Source organism: Nostoc flagelliforme FACHB-838 (assembly GCF_014698065.1).
Taxonomy (GTDB): Bacteria; Cyanobacteriota; Cyanobacteriia; order Cyanobacteriales; family Nostocaceae; genus Nostoc; species Nostoc flagelliforme_B.
In genome coordinates, this window is record NZ_JACJSI010000026.1 from 30,753 (window position 1) to 45,984 (window position 15,232).

The 15,232-nt window shown below is 41.1% G+C and carries 16 protein-coding genes; 5 read left to right on the top strand and 11 right to left on the bottom strand.

Features of this window, described 5'->3' with window-relative positions; genetic code table 11:
• Positions 1-41: 41 nt before the first annotated feature.
• Positions 42-233 carry a hypothetical protein gene (locus tag H6G97_RS15120; RefSeq protein WP_190941506.1) on the bottom strand — a complete coding sequence of 64 codons (192 nt, stop codon included), beginning with the start codon at positions 231-233 and terminating at the stop codon, positions 42-44.
• Between the two features lie 127 nt (positions 234-360).
• The gene (locus tag H6G97_RS15125) at positions 361-966 is read right to left on the bottom strand and encodes a DUF3318 domain-containing protein (RefSeq protein ID WP_190941509.1); all 606 of its coding nucleotides are present in this window, start codon (positions 964-966) and stop codon (positions 361-363) included.
• Positions 967-1,192: 226 nt separating this feature from the next.
• Between H6G97_RS15125 and H6G97_RS15130 the strand changes: the two genes are divergently transcribed.
• Positions 1,193-1,453, top strand: a complete 261-nt coding sequence (locus H6G97_RS15130; RefSeq protein ID WP_190941511.1) for a hypothetical protein — start codon at positions 1,193-1,195, stop codon at positions 1,451-1,453.
• A gap of 104 nt (positions 1,454-1,557) precedes the next feature.
• Here the strand turns inward: H6G97_RS15130 and H6G97_RS15135 are convergent, their stop codons facing one another.
• The 5 genes from H6G97_RS15135 to H6G97_RS15155 all read right to left on the bottom strand — a co-directional run bounded on the left by H6G97_RS15135 (position 1,558) and on the right by H6G97_RS15155 (position 7,184).
• Positions 1,558-3,255, bottom strand: coding sequence for an iron uptake porin (locus H6G97_RS15135; protein ID WP_190941513.1), 1,698 nt, complete (start codon positions 3,253-3,255; stop codon positions 1,558-1,560).
• A 131-nt stretch (positions 3,256-3,386) separates the two neighbouring features.
• Positions 3,387-4,016, bottom strand: a complete 630-nt coding sequence (locus H6G97_RS15140; protein ID WP_190941515.1) for a Crp/Fnr family transcriptional regulator — start codon at positions 4,014-4,016, stop codon at positions 3,387-3,389.
• A 342-nt stretch (positions 4,017-4,358) separates the two neighbouring features.
• Positions 4,359-5,027, bottom strand: a complete 669-nt coding sequence (gene phoU / locus H6G97_RS15145) for a phosphate signaling complex protein PhoU (protein ID WP_190941517.1) — start codon at positions 5,025-5,027, stop codon at positions 4,359-4,361.
• 28 nt (positions 5,028-5,055) lie between these two features.
• Positions 5,056-6,378 (bottom strand): sensor histidine kinase, encoded by a 1,323-nt coding sequence (locus H6G97_RS15150; protein WP_190941519.1) that lies wholly within the window; start codon positions 6,376-6,378, stop codon positions 5,056-5,058.
• A gap of 53 nt (positions 6,379-6,431) precedes the next feature.
• Positions 6,432-7,184, bottom strand: coding sequence for a winged helix-turn-helix domain-containing protein (locus H6G97_RS15155; protein WP_190941521.1), 753 nt, complete (start codon positions 7,182-7,184; stop codon positions 6,432-6,434).
• A gap of 575 nt (positions 7,185-7,759) precedes the next feature.
• On the opposite strand from H6G97_RS15155, the gene H6G97_RS15160 reads away from it, so the two are divergent.
• A complete protein-coding gene (locus tag H6G97_RS15160; protein ID WP_190941523.1) occupies positions 7,760-8,743 on the top strand; it encodes a coiled-coil domain-containing protein in 984 nt (327 codons plus the stop codon).
• Between the two features lie 53 nt (positions 8,744-8,796).
• The gene (locus H6G97_RS15165; RefSeq protein WP_190941525.1) at positions 8,797-9,876 is read left to right on the top strand and encodes a coiled-coil domain-containing protein; all 1,080 of its coding nucleotides are present in this window, start codon (positions 8,797-8,799) and stop codon (positions 9,874-9,876) included.
• Between the two features lie 769 nt (positions 9,877-10,645).
• Here the strand turns inward: H6G97_RS15165 and hisA are convergent.
• Genes hisA through H6G97_RS15180 form a run of 3 tightly spaced genes read right to left on the bottom strand, consistent with a single transcriptional unit; the run spans position 10,646 to position 12,098 of the window.
• A complete protein-coding gene (gene hisA / locus H6G97_RS15170; protein WP_190941527.1) occupies positions 10,646-11,419 on the bottom strand; it encodes a 1-(5-phosphoribosyl)-5-[(5-phosphoribosylamino)methylideneamino]imidazole-4-carboxamide isomerase in 774 nt (257 codons plus the stop codon).
• A gap of 35 nt (positions 11,420-11,454) precedes the next feature.
• Entirely contained in the window at positions 11,455-11,766 is a 312-nt protein-coding gene (locus H6G97_RS15175) for a DUF3593 domain-containing protein (RefSeq protein ID WP_190913071.1), read from the bottom strand.
• Positions 11,763-12,098 (bottom strand): DUF2499 domain-containing protein, encoded by a 336-nt coding sequence (locus H6G97_RS15180; protein ID WP_190941529.1) that lies wholly within the window; start codon positions 12,096-12,098, stop codon positions 11,763-11,765. Before H6G97_RS15180 ends, H6G97_RS15175 begins: the two co-directional genes overlap by 4 nt.
• 157 nt (positions 12,099-12,255) lie before the next feature.
• Between H6G97_RS15180 and csaB the strand changes: the two genes are divergently transcribed.
• Complete coding sequence (csaB, locus tag H6G97_RS15185) at positions 12,256-13,296, top strand: polysaccharide pyruvyl transferase CsaB (protein WP_190941605.1); 1,041 nt, start codon at positions 12,256-12,258, stop codon at positions 13,294-13,296.
• A gap of 232 nt (positions 13,297-13,528) precedes the next feature.
• Here the strand turns inward: csaB and pgeF are convergent, their stop codons facing one another.
• Positions 13,529-14,314 carry a peptidoglycan editing factor PgeF gene (gene pgeF / locus H6G97_RS15190; RefSeq protein ID WP_190941531.1) on the bottom strand — a complete coding sequence of 262 codons (786 nt, stop codon included), beginning with the start codon at positions 14,312-14,314 and terminating at the stop codon, positions 13,529-13,531.
• 77 nt (positions 14,315-14,391) lie between these two features.
• Here pgeF and H6G97_RS15195 point away from each other — a divergent pair, with 77 nt between their 5' ends.
• The gene (locus H6G97_RS15195) at positions 14,392-15,210 is read left to right on the top strand and encodes a biotin--[acetyl-CoA-carboxylase] ligase (RefSeq protein WP_190941533.1); all 819 of its coding nucleotides are present in this window, start codon (positions 14,392-14,394) and stop codon (positions 15,208-15,210) included.
• Positions 15,211-15,232: the final 22 nt, after the last annotated feature.

The window sequence follows — 15,232 nt, forward strand, 5'->3', positions numbered from 1 at the left end:
CCACTTTCAGGATGGGATGACATTAGACTTAATAGTAAACTTTAGCCCTTCAGCGCCTTTCTAAAGTTTCGGCGATAGGATGGATTTGTAATAAACAAAGCTGGCCATAGCAAAGATAAACCGATACGATTGCTCAAGGTTGGATTAAAATTAGTCCGTCCAAACCCATTCCAAAACTTCCAAACGCCGCCTCCATAAACCACTACCAAGGTAAAAATAATGAAGTTACCCATTCCCATCAACTCCGTTAGTAACTGACAGAATTTAAGTTAAGTTTTACGCACGAGGTAATCACCTCATAAGCAACACCGAGAAGTATGACAAAACTCCCCAGTTTTTGATATCTAAGTCAGATTTATTCTACTTATCATAACTTTCTGGCATAGCCACTGGTGATAAACCCGCGATCGCTCGTAAGTTTTGGCAACGAATCAACTCAGTAAAATTTAAACCAGAACGCCCTTCAATTTTGGCTACCGCTTCAATCGCAGATAACAAGTGTTGCGCTGCTTCTGTTTCTGAATAACCGCGCCGTTGTGCTATGCGAATTGCTGCGGCATCAGCATTTAACTCTGACTCTTGAGATTTATTAATGCGCCAGATGCGAAAAGCAGCGATCGCACTTAATCCTCCAGCTACAGCTACACCCACCACATCTGACTGTGTTGCTTCCAATAATCCACCTAACAGCCCAGCCAGCACTACACCTTGATAAATGTCCGGTTTAAACCACTTCACTCCCGTCAACCAGCTAACCATCTGCAACAGTAGCAAATCTCGTTGCGGCTTTGTCAAGCGTCGCCACAAATCAAAATTAATATATATCGGTCGCGTCTGATTCCAGGGTTGAGGAAAAGAGGCATCAATCACTGTTGCCTGCTCCGGCTTACTAACGATTTTTGTCGTCATCCGACCAGAAGCAGGCATCACATCTAACAAACGGCGAATTTCAACATTTGGCTCCATAAATTTAATTATTAGCCATAATGTGCATAGTAAGTAGGTGTGTAAAAAATAAAGTTTTCGTGTTAACCTTTGATTTGTGAGATGCTCTTACAGTCTTGACTAGATTCAGATCAAGCCATAAAAATATTGAGTTTGTATAGTGTGGCAGCATTTTATGGTATTCCTTTGCCGCCAAATTCAAAACCTGAAAATTTTGGATCACCATTGAGACTACACTTGTAACTACATGGATGCTTTTGCTCCCCTCCCGCCTGAATGGACTAATAAGGCAACACACGCTTATGATTTTTGCTGTCCCAACTGCCACTCAAGTAGCCTAGAAGCTGAAAAAGTTTGGCTAAATCGGCGATCGCCTGTACTTACAGAAAACCGTCGTCGCAAATGGCAAGAGTTTTACTATTGTCAATGTGGTTATGTATGGTGGGCTTGGAGTAGCGATCGCCCCCCAAAAGATATATCCAATCAGCCAGATTATAATCCTACATAGTTAATTTTCTTCATAAACAAAACCCCACATTTACGTGGGGTTTTGTTTATCTAATTCTCAGCTTTATCGAAACAGGATTCAGCAGTCAAATTTCATCACCAATCTTAGAAGGTGAAGGTAGTACGTAGAGTACCGACATAGATTGTATCGTTAGCGTCGTTATGCTCTGGATTGAATATTACCAATACGCCAGGAGTTACCTGAATATTATCGGAAAGCTTGAACTTGTAAAGACCTTCTAAGTGATAAGATGTATCATCGTCTAAGTTAACATTGGCGGCGGCTGTTTTGATGCTACCACCAGTAATTTTAGGTGGTTGACCAAAGATAACACCTAAGACATTGCCTTCTCCACCAAAGTCTTTCAAAGCAAGTGATCCCGCCCAGTACCAAGCATCTGCGTCTGCACCCGCATTAACACCAGTTCTAGCATCAGCTGTTGTGTAACCTCCCCAACCACTAATAGCTAAGGCAGAGCTAAGTTGGAAGGTAGCTTGTACACCGTAGTTATTGGATTCAGTGCGAGTACCAGTTCCGAAAGGATTATTGGCAAAGGCGCTACCTGTACCTTGGAAAAGACTGTTGGCAGCATTGCCAGCGAAGTAACTACGAGCGTAGGTTAGACCAATATTGAAGGCTTGGTTGGGCTTGAAAGTTAATTGACCGAAGATGGTGTTATCACCATTGAACAGCCCATTATTAAGACCGGGATTATTAGCACCAAATACACCACCAGTACCACTTGTAGGTGCCAAATAAGCACCAGTCAAGCTGATAGCACTATTAGGATTAAAAGTAACAGTCAGACCAGCACCATTTTGACCTTGACGGTAGATGGGGCTAAAACGTCCATAACGAGAGAGCGCACCTCTACCAGAGCTTGCAAAGTCAGGGTTGAAGCTGTTTACGTTTTCGTATAATTCACCACCACTAGCGTCAATTTTGACACGCACCGCATCAGTAAAGTTGAAAGCATAGTTAACTTTATCGATCGCAACAGAGTTGCCAGTATCACCGTCAAAACCCAAGCGGGTCATGTTAGTACCAGTACCAGTAGCGGCTGCGGTAGCGGTTGCAGGACTACCAACATTGGAAACGATATTGCCAGCATTCAAACGAATTTGCAACTGATCTGTACCAGTGAAACTGCTGTACAAGTTCAAACGCACCCGGTCAGAAAAAACAGTGTTGCTGTTTAAGTCTGCATTATTGCCAGGGTCGAGATCTGTATCAGCCCTATCTCCGCCAAAAACATCAGACACGGCGAAAATTCCTTCCCCAACCAACTTGGTGGTAGTGGAGAACTGATTAGCTTCTAACTCAGCAGTGCGGGCTTCTAATCCATCAACACGACCGCGCAGGGTTGCTAGTTCAGCAGAATATTCTTCTTGTAAGCGCTGTAAAGTAGCTAAATCTTGTTTACTGACCAAATCGGCAGTAGCTGTAGCAATCAGTTCGTTAACCCGGTCTAAACAGGCATTCAAACCTGCGGCAAATTCATAACGGGTTAAAGCACGGTTCCCACGATAGGTACTGTTGGGATAACCTGCAATACAGCCGTAGCGCTCAACTAGAGATTGTAAAGCTTGGAATGCCCAATCTGTGGGCTGCACATCAGAAAATTGCGAAACTGATGTTACCTGACCAAATGTGTTATTAGAATCTTGAGATTCAGATAACTGGGCAACGTTTGTTGTTACTTGTTCGTTGACTTCAGCAGCTAGGGCACTATTCGCAGCGAAAAATGCAGCAGCGACAAGAACCGGACTAACCTTAAAAAGATTCCAGAATCGTTTTGTCATGTTTTTACTCTCACTCACACCTATATAATCCAGCTATGATAAAATGCTTTAAACACTTTACTTTCGGGGATTCTACACACAATCACAGCAATGATTATACATTTATCCTGCGATTATTACAAGTAAATCAGTTAATATATTGCTGAACTATAATTTTTAATTAATTTATTTGGTAAACGCAAAATAATGCGGCGTTTGTGACGTAGAACTGTTCCTTCTTGCTCTAACTGTTGTAGGAGCCGGGTAACTGTTACTCGCGTAGTATTTAAAACTTCAGCAATATCTTGATGGGTAACATTTAAATCAATTAGTTTGCCCTTCTCTACATCACGTCCAAATTTTTCACTTAACCACACTAAAAACTGCCATAAACGTAGTGAAATTGGTTTTCGATGCACAATACTCAGTAGATCCTCTGCCTGTTGAATGTGAGACAACAAAGCATTAATATCTTGATGCCACAAATGAGGTGGCACAATGCTTAATTCCACGCCTGTGAGACATTCAATCTGATAGGGCTTGACCTTAGACAAGGGATAGCCAATCAAATCTCCTAGCCCCCAATAACCGAGAGTGATTAATGTTCCATTTTCACTCCAGGTTAAAGTGCGAACTGCACCGTGTTCAATGCGCCAAATTACGTCATCTTGAAGTGGAATTATTTCCCGACGAGTAAATATCTGCTGGGGTAATTGTCTGCTGAAAGCAGAGCTATTTGACACGTCAAAAGAGTTTGAAGGAGGACTTGTGGAATAGATCATTTGTAACTACATAATTATCAGGGAATCTCGCTGTTTACAATGATTAAGAAACTCTAATAATTTGTATCAAAATTTACCTGTATATCTGAAAGTCTCTTCTTTTCAATTAGAGCTAAGGAGTAACTCAAAATCTTCTGATGGCAACAACTTTTGATTTAAGGCATCTATTAATTAGATATACCGAGAATTTTTTAGTTGTTTATTCGTTACTTTAATTGTGTAAGTTTAAGACCAGGTAAGCTTTTAGTAAAATATTTAGTTAACTTATTTTTAATTTTTTGGTATTTTCTATAGACTAAGTAAGTATGTATATTGGCGTAAATAATTACAACGAACCGTCAATTAAGAGCGTTGACCGGTGACAATATATGCTACCCTCTGACCAATATTAGTGGCATGATCTGCCATGCGTTCCAAACAGCGAATTGCTAGTACTAGCAGTACAATTGGCTCGACTACACCGGGCACATCTCGTTGTTGGGCTAAAGTCTGATAAACGCGATCATAGGCATCGTCTACGGTATCATCTAGGTGCTTTAAACGACGCCCACCTGCTTCATCGAAATCTCCCAAAGCCTTTAAGCTAGTTGCTAACATAGCTTGGGCGTGAATGGACATAGCTTCAATTTCAGATAAGCACGTATGAGGCGCGTAAGGAAAAATTTTAATCGCAATCTCAGCTAAATCCTCAGCATAATCGCCAATGCGTTCTAAGTCTCGCACCAGCTGCATAAAGGCACTCAAGCAACGCAAATCTTGAGCTGTAGGCGCTTGCAGCGTCATAATCGCCGTACAGTCTGATTCTATTTGTCTATAAAAGCGATCGATCTTTTTATCTAATCGGGGAAGTTCCTCAGCTGCGGTTAAGTTACGAGCAAATAACGCTTGGTGGCTGAGGCGAAATGATTGTTCTACCAAAGCACCCATGCGTAATACGTCCCGTTCTAAGCGCCTAATGGCGCGTGCGAGTTGGGGCCTTTGCGGATTGGGACTGTAATCGACAGCTTTCACCCTTGTTGTCTCAAACGTGAAGATATTATTAACTATAGTCTTGGCTTAAGGAGTTTGCCATAACTTCAGGAAATTGGAGTTGCATCCACGCACCTCCAGTTTCTGGATGGTTCATAGCTTTGATTGAACCACCGTGGGCAATCAGGATTTGCTCAACGATCGCTAATCCTAATCCATTACCAACGATCGCGCCTATGGAGTTACTATCTTGGGAGGAATGGGTTCGGGCTTTATCTCCTCGATAAAATCGCTCAAAAACGTGGGGTAAATCTGCCTCAGAAAACCCGGCTCCAGAATCAATAAGATTTATTTCCAGCATTGGAGAAGCCGCATCATTATTATCCTTTATTGATAAGATTTTCGCTTCAACGTGAATGCTTGTAGAAGGAGGGCTGTATTTAATACTGTTGTCTAGCAAATTGAGAAAAACTTGGTAAATCCTGGCTCTATCTGCCTTAATCCAAATATTTTCGGGCCCAGAATAAGAAAAAGACAGATGTTGTCGCTGTGCCAAAGGTTCTAGTGTTTCCCAAACAGATGTAATGAGCGATCGCAATTCTACAGCTTTGGCTTGCAATTGTATATTTGGGTTTGCTTCCATTTGGGTAAGTTCTAACCAGCTTTGCACCAAGCTGATCAGTCGGTCAACTTCTTGCATTAGGCGGTTAACCCAGCGATTTAAAGGTGGTTCCAAGCGGTTTTGTAAAGTTTCTACAACCAAGCGAATTGAGGTTAGTGGTGTTCTGAGTTCGTGTGCTAAATCAGAAAAAGAGCGATCGCGTACTTGATTTATATCTAATAGGGGTTGACGATTTTCTAAAAAGACTCCCACTTGTCCATTGGGTAAAGGCAAGCTAGATGCCCGCAAAGCCAAAGATTTTATTGTTGCTATCTCTGCTGCATCATCACAAGATGGATGAAATATCCATTCTCCCCTTTGTGGTTTTTGCAAATCACGAGTTTGCTCAATTAAATGGTCAAGTTCATAAGACCTGACCAACTCCAGTAACAAGCGTACCTGTTCTGGTTGCCACCTTTGCAGATACAAAATTTCTTGCGCCTGCCGATTACACCACAGCAGTTGATTTTCCTCATCCACCTGCAAATATCCCACTGGTGCAAAATCTAGCAGGTCTTGGTAAGTTTGCAATGACTGCTGCAAATCTTGCCGTTGCTGCTTCACCATCGCTATTTCCTGCCGCAACCCAGGAATCAGCAGTAGTCCCATCTTGTAAGAATGCGAGGTTAACGGTCGGAGTAAGCGCCCTAGGTAACGGTTAAGTTGAACCTGTTGCCAAACCCAAAACCCAATGCCTACCGCTAAACCCAGAAAAAATCCCAATAAAAGCATTTGAGTTGTTAGTTTCTTCGTGACTACTAAAAACTAACAACTATCCAAACTAATTATCCAAACCTATAGCCAAAACCTCGTACAGTCACAATATATTCGGGATGACTAGGGTCTTGCTCTAATTTCTCGCGCAACCAGCGAATGTGAACATCTACGGTTTTACTATCGCCGACGAAATCTGGCCCCCAAACCTGATCGAGCAATTGTTCCCGTGACCATACGCGCCGGGCATAACTCATAAAGAGTTCCAGTAAGCGGAACTCTTTAGGTGAAAGACTCACCTCTTGACCACGAACCAGCACACGACATTCTTGAGGATTCAAGCTGACATCTTTGAATTTTAATACTGGTACTTGCGGTAAATTACTTAGGCGTTGGCGGCGGAGTAAAGCGCGACAACGAGCCACTAACTCTCGCATACTAAAAGGTTTAGTCAGGTAGTCATCTGCTCCCACCTCTAAACCCAAAACGCGGTCAGTTTCACTACCCTTAGCACTGAGCATTAAAATAGGTATTGGGTTTCCTTGATGACGCAGCAAACGGCAAATATCTAACCCATTAATTTGCGGCAGCATCAAATCAAGAATGATCAAATCAAAGGGAAGTTCCCCTGGATTGGTTTCAAAACTTTTGAGATACTCTATAGCAGATCGCCCATCAGGAGCAGTTATCACCCCATAACCTTCTTCTTCCAGAGCTACAGCTAACATTTCTTGGATTAATTCTTCATCTTCTACTACTAGAATACGGCTGGTTTGCCCAATGTCCGTTCTTGCAGAATATTTGGTCGATTCACTGGTATACATTGATATCACAAAAGTCTGGGACTGTGCTTGTATCAATTAGGCTGATCAAGTCTATTATCTCGCGTTACTGTAACCGCGCTTCTACTAGGGATAATTCTTTTAGATTTTATTTACAAAAAGTAACATATATCACAGTAGCCTCCTCAATCATAAATCACTGTGGCGGCAAGCTTCTAAATATTCTTTTACAGCAGTTTTCATCTATTTGAACCACATCCTATCGTAGGGACGCAAGGTCTTGCGCTCCTACTAGCTTCGATTCTGTCTTCACAAGATGATCAATGACAGGGAAAGACATGACTACATGAAGGATTATCTTGACAAAAGGAGATTAGATTAAGTATATTTATCATAGTACAAAAATACTATAAATTTCAAAGGCAAAACTATACCTGAAAAACAGAAGGACATATATGTGGAAAATTCGTAGTACCTAAGTGTCAGCTGTTGATCATTACAGTATTTACACTGCGTTAAAAATATTTATTTAAAAGTTATTCTGATGTCTGCATAGGGTAGTCATTGGTATGGCTTGCTACCCAATAAATCATTTGCCTATCGAAGGGAGTTGGAAGATGACTACAGTTGGAGTTAAGGACAGCAAACAACAACTAATGCAAGCATTTCAACAAATTATTATCCAAAGAAAAAAACTGGAATCGAGAATAGCGACTAAACAAGAAGAAGCAGAAAAGGCAAAAAGTCAAGAAATTCTCCAAGCAGCTTCTGCATATACAGTTGATAGTATTGTCAAAGGTTTAGCTGATTTACAATTGGAGTTTGGCAGTATTCTCAATGGATTATCTGAAAAACTAGCTCAAGAAAATTCAAAATTAGATGAGTTAAACCGAGCTATAGAAATTGAAACTCAACGCTTACAAGAGCTTCAAAAAATCAGAATAATAGCAGATACTCTAGACGTTTTAAGTCAAGAACACCAAGAAAAATTAAAAATCCTCGAACAAGATACTATTAGTAAAAGGGAAGCGTTAGAGAAAGAAATTACAATTAGGCGAAAAGAATGGCAAAAAGAGCAAGCAGAGTATGAAGAAAAACTCCAAACATATAATGATTTATTAGCCAAAGATCGCCAGCGACAACAAGAAGAATCTCAGTATAAGTTAGAAACTAATCGTAAAGTTAATACAGATAGCTACGAAGCGATAAAACGCCAACAACAAAGGGAAATACAAGAAAATTCTCAAAAGAAAAATAAAGATTGGGCAGAACGAGAAAAGATTCTCGTTGAACGTCAACCCCTCTTTGCAGACTATCAACAAAAGGTAACTATATTTCCTAACGAACTTGAAGAAGCCGTTAAAAAAGCTAGAGAAGAAGCTATAAAAGAAACAAGCCAAAAAGCTAAATTTGAGGCTGATTTATTTGAACGAGAATGGGAATCTAATAAACAGAGTTATGAATTAAAAATTCAATCTCTGGAAGAAACCATTAAGAAACAATCTGAGCAAATTGAAGGTATTTCTGTTCAATTGCAAACGGCACTAAAACAAGCACAAGACTTAGCTATGAGAGCTTTTGGTAATTCTAATTCTAAATAGTTGCGAGTCTGTAGTATCTTAATCATTTTTAATTCCTAAAGAGGAGGTTTATTGTGGTGGTGAAAAAGCCGACTGATAAGAATACTAAAGTAGAAATTCTTCAGGCGTATGAGGAGTTAGCTAAAGAAAAAGCAGCCCTGAAATCGCAACTCGAACAAGTTGCTAAGGAAAACCAGTCTGGAACGAAAGAACAGCCTAAATTAGAACAAAAAACAGCGATGAATCAGCTTTCTAGTGTCCAACAAAAAATGAATAATACAATTGAAAGCTTGGCGAAGATTCAATTAGGTTTTGGCAGCGCTGCTAATGAATTATCGGAACAGCTAACCACAAAAGCCTCTAAATTAGAAGAAATCAGGCGAGATTTAGAAGAAGAAATCCAACAATTAACACAGTTGCACAATTTAGAAATTTCTGATGATATTTTGGATACTCTGATTCAAGCCTATGAAGATAACACTAAAGCCTATCAGGAAGAATATACCCGGCGCTCTGAAGTGTTATTTCAAGAAATATTAGAGCAAAGGAATACTTGGGGGAAAGAACAAGAGGAACAGCAACGGGCGATAAAAGAACGGAATGAAAACTTGAATAAAACCCGACAACGGGATGCTTCAGAGTATAAGTATAATTTTGAACTCCAGCGGCAATTAGAAAATGACGAATACGAACAAGAGCAGAAAGCGCTATATAAACAGCTAGAAGAATTACTACAAGAAACAGAGAAACAGTGGGCTGAACGAGAGAAAGCAATTTTCGAGAGGGGGAAACAATTTGAAGAGTTAAAAGCTAAGGTAGAGGCTTTGCCAAAAGATAAAGAAGCGGCTATTAAAAAAGCTACAGAAGAAGGCAAAGGCATTGCCCACTACCAAGCTAAAGTAAAATCAGATTTATATTCTAAAGAAGTAGAAGGGCAAAAGCGCTTTTATGAACAAAGACTACAATCTTTAGAACAAACTATTACTAATCAAGAGACGAGAATTCAAAACCTTTCTAAACAACTTGAGTCTGCTCTCAAACAAGTTCAAGATTTGGCAGTTAAAGCTATTGAAGGTACTTCAAATGTTAATTCATATCAGGCAATTAAAGAAATAGCTTTAGAGCAAGCAAAGACTCAAGCGAAAAACAAATAAGCTAATTTATTTTTGATAAGAATTGTAGAGACTTGATTTAATTTAAGTCTCTACTAGGAACTATAGCGATTTTCAGTCAGTTTTCCTGGGTTTTTTGATGTCTGGGGGAGGTTGTGGTTTCTTCCTCTTGGTTCCGGTAGCTTGTGTTTGCTTAAATGCTTGATTAGAATTTTGGTCTTGACTAGACATAATACTAAATTTTAAAATTTCCGACAATATTATCTACATCACGAGTATTGTTGATTACAGAAATATATCACAGAAAATTTAAGCTTAACTAGAATAAGTTGGTAAATAATATTACATTTGTAGAAAGCTTCATTTTTAACGGAATAACTACAAATCTTAATAAATGAGTCAGCAAGTTTAAGTGTATTGGGTGGGCAATCTGACCAAACTTAATATTACTGCGCTAATGCCTCACGCACCTACTGCCTAAATGCTTGTCGCGCTGTACTAGATCCTTCTGTGAGGCTGAATTGCAAAAACTGCAAGATTCTCTCAATCACAGGCAAATTCCCAAATGTGGGACTAGTTTAAATCTCAGCGTATTCTGCTTGATTTAAGACAAATACTTGCAACTTGCCATTTCCGTAACACCAAAGCTCAGGTACACCCAACGCTACATAAGCACAGTGTAACAACCATTTCACTCTCCGTACCGTTCACTCTTTAGCTAAAACAAATAGCCGGACTGATTAAGAGAGCAACCACTGTACTCGGAGTAACAAGTACAGTGTGTGAAGTGTTCCACCAAAGACAGAAAATCTTAAGCAAAGGTAGAAAAATCTAGATTTGGTGGAATATCCTGAATCCGGCCAGTCCCGATCGCTCGCAACGCTTCTTTGAGTAAAATATCCCCAGTATACAAGGCACGTCCGACAATCACACCAGTGACACCTTGAGGTTCTAACGCCAACAAACTCAACAAATCGGTGACAGAACTTACCCCACCAGAGGCAATTATCGGGATAGAAATTACTGCTGCAAGTTCTCGTAAAGCTTCCAAATTGGGGCCTATAAGTGTACCGTCCCGGTGGATATCTGTGTAAATTATCGCGGCTGCACCCAATTCTTGCATTTGTACAGCCAGTTGGGTTGCTAAAACTTCTGAGGTTTCTAACCACCCGCGAGTTGCTACGCGGCCGTTACGGGCATCAATACCGACGATAATTTGTTCGGGAAATTCTTGGCAGAGTTCTTGCACTAGCTGGGGTTGTTCTACGGCGATGGTTCCGAGAATCGCCCACTGTATGCCTAGATTGAATAGTTGTTGCACACTGGTGCGATCGCGCAATCCTCCACCAATTTCAATGGGCACTGACACTGCATGAGCGATCGCTTCGATTGCCCCCAAGTTTACTACTTTACCTGCTTTAGCACCATCTAAATCAACTATATGCAATCTGGTAGCACCTTGATCTACCCACTGTTTAGCAACATCAGCAGGATTATCGCTAAAAACTTGTGAGCGATCGTAGTCTCCTTGATACAGTCGCACACAGCGACCTTCTAGTAAATCAATTGCTGGAATTACATCCATTTAACTCTTCCTCATAACTCAATGCAATCAAAACCCTAGCTATCGCTGGGGTTCGTATTTTTCATTTTTAATTGCCTTACAGCCTGTCCAAAACCCAGCACAAGCAAAATATTAGAAAGTGTCAAAAATACTTCTGCACCACCGTGCAACCAATCCACATCTGCCAAAGGCTTGCCATAATGCAATACAGCATAAATTCCGGCTGGGATGGTGATGGCAACAAAGACGAGAGTGCCATAAAATCCATACAGCGCTAAACGCGGCATTTGCGGACTGCGGCTGATAAACCACAAGAAACCCAAATAGGGAAACAGTGAAAGTGCAAACAGGGTTTCTTTAGAAATCATTGCTCTGATTTGATAGGTTTTGGTTCAACAGTGTTAACAGACTTGGTAGAACGCCAAATCAAATACGCCGCTGCCCAAAGCGTAAAATTACCAACTAAGGTCATGGTAGCTTGAAGCGTTACCAGCCATTCCAGAGATTCGGCGTTGTCGAAGTAATGCCAGGTACAAGCACACATGGCGCTGACTAAAGCTGGTAACATGGCAAGGGATAATCCCCACCAATTGCGGTTATTAGTAAGTTCGCCATAAGTCCAGATTAACCAAATGGCGACAATCCACTCAATAACGCTAGAAACATGAATAATCCAGGTGGGAACCGATAGGGCGTGCATAAAAACGTTGGGAGTTAGGAGTTAAAAGTTAGGAGTTTTTTCTATCTTCCTTTTTTATGAAGTTTGAAAATAGAGCTTGTGAATGAGTCTACTATCTGGATCAATTACAGATATTCTGTATAAAAAAGTTGTTAATTTAAAATCCAAAATGGTCAAGATGCGGGCGTTATTGTCTGGATACTACGGTAAAGGTAATGGTGGTGACGAAGCTTTGTTGGCAACGCTTTTGCAAATGTTACCATCTCACGTAACGCCTGTGGTGCTTTCTGGTAATCCAAAAGAAACGCGCGATCGCTACAATAATGTAGAAACTTGCGATCGCATGGCTGTTTTACCTGTACTGCAAGCTTTACGCTCAAGTGATGCCTTGATTTGGGGCGGCGGGAGTCTCATTCAGGATGTTACCAGCACTATCAGCCCATTTTATTATGGGGGACTGATGGCATTGGCGCAGAAAATGGGCTTGAAAACTGTTGCTTGGGCGCAGGGTATTGGCCCGTTAGTGCGTCCGCAAACTCGTTGGTTGGCACGGCAAACCTTTGGTAATTGTAGCAAAGTTAGTGTCCGCGATCGCGCTAGTGCGGCTTTATTATCTGATTGGCAAATTCCTTGTATTATAGCCCCTGACCCGGTTTGGGCGTTGGAATCTAAACCAGTACCAGGACTTTGGGATTTACCTGCGCCGAGAGTTGCAGTAACGTTGCGATCGCATCCTCAACTCACAGAAACACGCCTAGCAAACTTGACTCGTGCTTTGGTGGATTTTCAAAAAGCTACGCAGGCTTTTATCTTACTACTGCCGTTTCAAAAAAGTGAAGATTTAAGTATTGCTGAAGCCATTCAACCACACCTTAAAGATGTCAGCAAGATTTTGTGTTTGGAAGATCCGCAACTTTTGAAAGGTGTGTTTCGCGGCGTGGAAATGGCAATAGGGATGCGCCTACACAGCTTGATTATGGCTGCATCTGAAGGTTGTCGCTGCTTTGCTCTCAGTTATGATCCTAAGGTAAATCGTCTCATGGAAGACTTGCAAATGCCTGGATGGGATTTAGCTAGTTTACCAGATGACCCCAACTTCATTAGTCTGGCTTGGATGGAGCATTACGCTAATGGTGATCCGTTATCACCAGACCAAATACAATCTTTAGTAGATAGAGCATTAATGCACCGCGAGTTATTGAGCCAAGCTTTTCTTTGACACTCCTTAGTCATAAATGGCGTGGATTTTAGATTGGTAATTATCAAAGTTTTATAAATTTGACACAATTCTTACCAGATGCAAGTCGTGGATTTTCACTTTGGATTCACTGCGTCAAAAACAAAATGCTCTAAAAGCACATTAAAGAATTTTCCAAACCTCAACTTTTACCATCCTCCCAGCAATCAAGATTTGAGTTGAGTGCAGTTCGTTTTAATTCCGCCTTGCGGTACTAGTAACTAGTTTTACTGCTAACAATCCCTGACCACTGCACCTTTTTCTCTTTCTCCCGGCGGTAAGAAAAGAAATGCTCTGGAGTTTGGAAAGTACAATAAGGTGCGATCGCAATTTGTTCTGCACTAATCCCCATGTTTTCCAACTGTAAGGTATTCACTCGTCGGACATCTAACCTTACCTTTCCAGGATTGGGGTCTTCCAATAAGGGTGAATTTGGTAATTCATGTAATGCAGTTACAATTTTTTCTTCGTCTTCATCTGGTATAATGCTAGCCCCAATTTCGGCAGCCACTTCGATAGAGACTTGATAAACCTCACCAGCGATCGCTGGCCCCATTGCAATGCGTAAATCATCGAGTTTGCTGCCTTGAGATTGTAATCGAGCGATCGCTAAGGGAACAATCTTCTTAGCAGTCCCTCGCCAGCCTGCGTGTAATGCTGCCACCCGTCCAGTTTGCACATCCCCAATCAGCACGGGCGTACAATCTGCACTAGCTACCCAAACAGCTTGTAGAGGCTGCTCACTCATTAAACCATCCGCCGACGCTAAATCCTCCTCAGCAGAGCTTAAGAAGCTTTTAACTTCCTGAGGGGTGAGAACAGTATTGCCATGAACCTGCTTTAAGCGATAGACTGATGCCTCTGGTTGCAATACTTCTGTGATAACTTGTGGCGATCGCGGCCAAAACTGCTGGGTAAAGAAGCCGTGATGCCAACGTTCCAGAATACTACAAGTTAGATAGGGCAGTCCTTCCCAATTGCGCCAGTGCCAAGTGTGCATCTTCAACCAAACCTAAACAGAAATCACTCATCAGCCAATCAATGCTAACTTGAACAACGGAATTTGGGTTAACTGCTGTGGGATTTAATTTGCAAAACTTGGAAGCAGCCTTGAAAGCAGGGCGTAAGTATACATATTTACCATTTTCGCTCCACTTTTTTGAAAGTGTCTCTTCAACTAACCAAACCCTCTGGAACTTACTTAACCAAGGTGCTATTTCCGGAACAGTAGTAATCGCAACTGTGCAATCTGCTGGACGAGGACAATGGGGCCGCCAGTGGATTTCTCCAGTTGGTGGATTATATGTTTCTGTGGCGATTTCTTTAGACCACAAAATAGAGGCTACTGACAGCTATCAGCTAACTTTTGCTACTGCTTGGGGGATTGCCTCTCAATTGCGCCAATGCGGTGTAGATGTTGGGATAAAATGGCCCAACGATTTAATTTTAAATGGTCGCAAACTAGGCGGCATTTTGACAGAAACCAAACTAAACAAAGGACAAATCACCCAAGCAGTAATTGGTGTTGGTATTAACTGGACAAACCCAGTACCCGAAACTGGAATCAATCTGGAATCGTGGCAAGCTTCTCAAGATTTCAGACCAATTTCTTGTTTGGAAATGCTCACCTCTAAAGTCTTACTGGGAATAGAATCCGGTATGGAGTGTCTTTTTCAAGAAGGAATAAGCATACTCTTGTCTCGCTATTTAGATTTGCTTATAAATATGGGCGATCGGGTCTACGTCAATAATATTTCAGGTACAGTAGTTGGGGTGACATCTCAAGGAAATTTACGAGTTGATTTAGAAACAGATGATACAAAGGAACTAATTACACCGGAAATTTATATTGAACCCGGTACAATCAGTTTGGGGTACCATAAATCTTCCGTTTAAATTTGAGGTTTGTTCAAAATTT

Coding starts and splice junctions, on each gene's coding strand:
- H6G97_RS15120 (WP_190941506.1), bottom strand. CDS start 233: ATGGGTAACTTCATTATTTTTACCTTGGTAGTGGTTTATGGAGGCGGC.
- H6G97_RS15125 (WP_190941509.1), bottom strand. CDS start 966: ATGGAGCCAAATGTTGAAATTCGCCGTTTGTTAGATGTGATGCCTGCT.
- H6G97_RS15130 (WP_190941511.1), top strand. CDS start 1,193: ATGGATGCTTTTGCTCCCCTCCCGCCTGAATGGACTAATAAGGCAACA.
- H6G97_RS15135 (WP_190941513.1), bottom strand. CDS start 3,255: ATGACAAAACGATTCTGGAATCTTTTTAAGGTTAGTCCGGTTCTTGTC.
- H6G97_RS15140 (WP_190941515.1), bottom strand. CDS start 4,016: ATGATCTATTCCACAAGTCCTCCTTCAAACTCTTTTGACGTGTCAAAT.
- H6G97_RS15150 (WP_190941519.1), bottom strand. CDS start 6,378: ATGCTTTTATTGGGATTTTTTCTGGGTTTAGCGGTAGGCATTGGGTTT.
- H6G97_RS15155 (WP_190941521.1), bottom strand. CDS start 7,184: ATGTATACCAGTGAATCGACCAAATATTCTGCAAGAACGGACATTGGG.
- H6G97_RS15160 (WP_190941523.1), top strand. CDS start 7,760: ATGACTACAGTTGGAGTTAAGGACAGCAAACAACAACTAATGCAAGCA.
- hisA (WP_190941527.1), bottom strand. CDS start 11,419: ATGGATGTAATTCCAGCAATTGATTTACTAGAAGGTCGCTGTGTGCGA.
- H6G97_RS15175 (WP_190913071.1), bottom strand. CDS start 11,766: ATGATTTCTAAAGAAACCCTGTTTGCACTTTCACTGTTTCCCTATTTG.
- H6G97_RS15180 (WP_190941529.1), bottom strand. CDS start 12,098: ATGCACGCCCTATCGGTTCCCACCTGGATTATTCATGTTTCTAGCGTT.
- csaB (WP_190941605.1), top strand. CDS start 12,256: ATGCGGGCGTTATTGTCTGGATACTACGGTAAAGGTAATGGTGGTGAC.
- pgeF (WP_190941531.1), bottom strand. CDS start 14,314: ATGCACACTTGGCACTGGCGCAATTGGGAAGGACTGCCCTATCTAACT.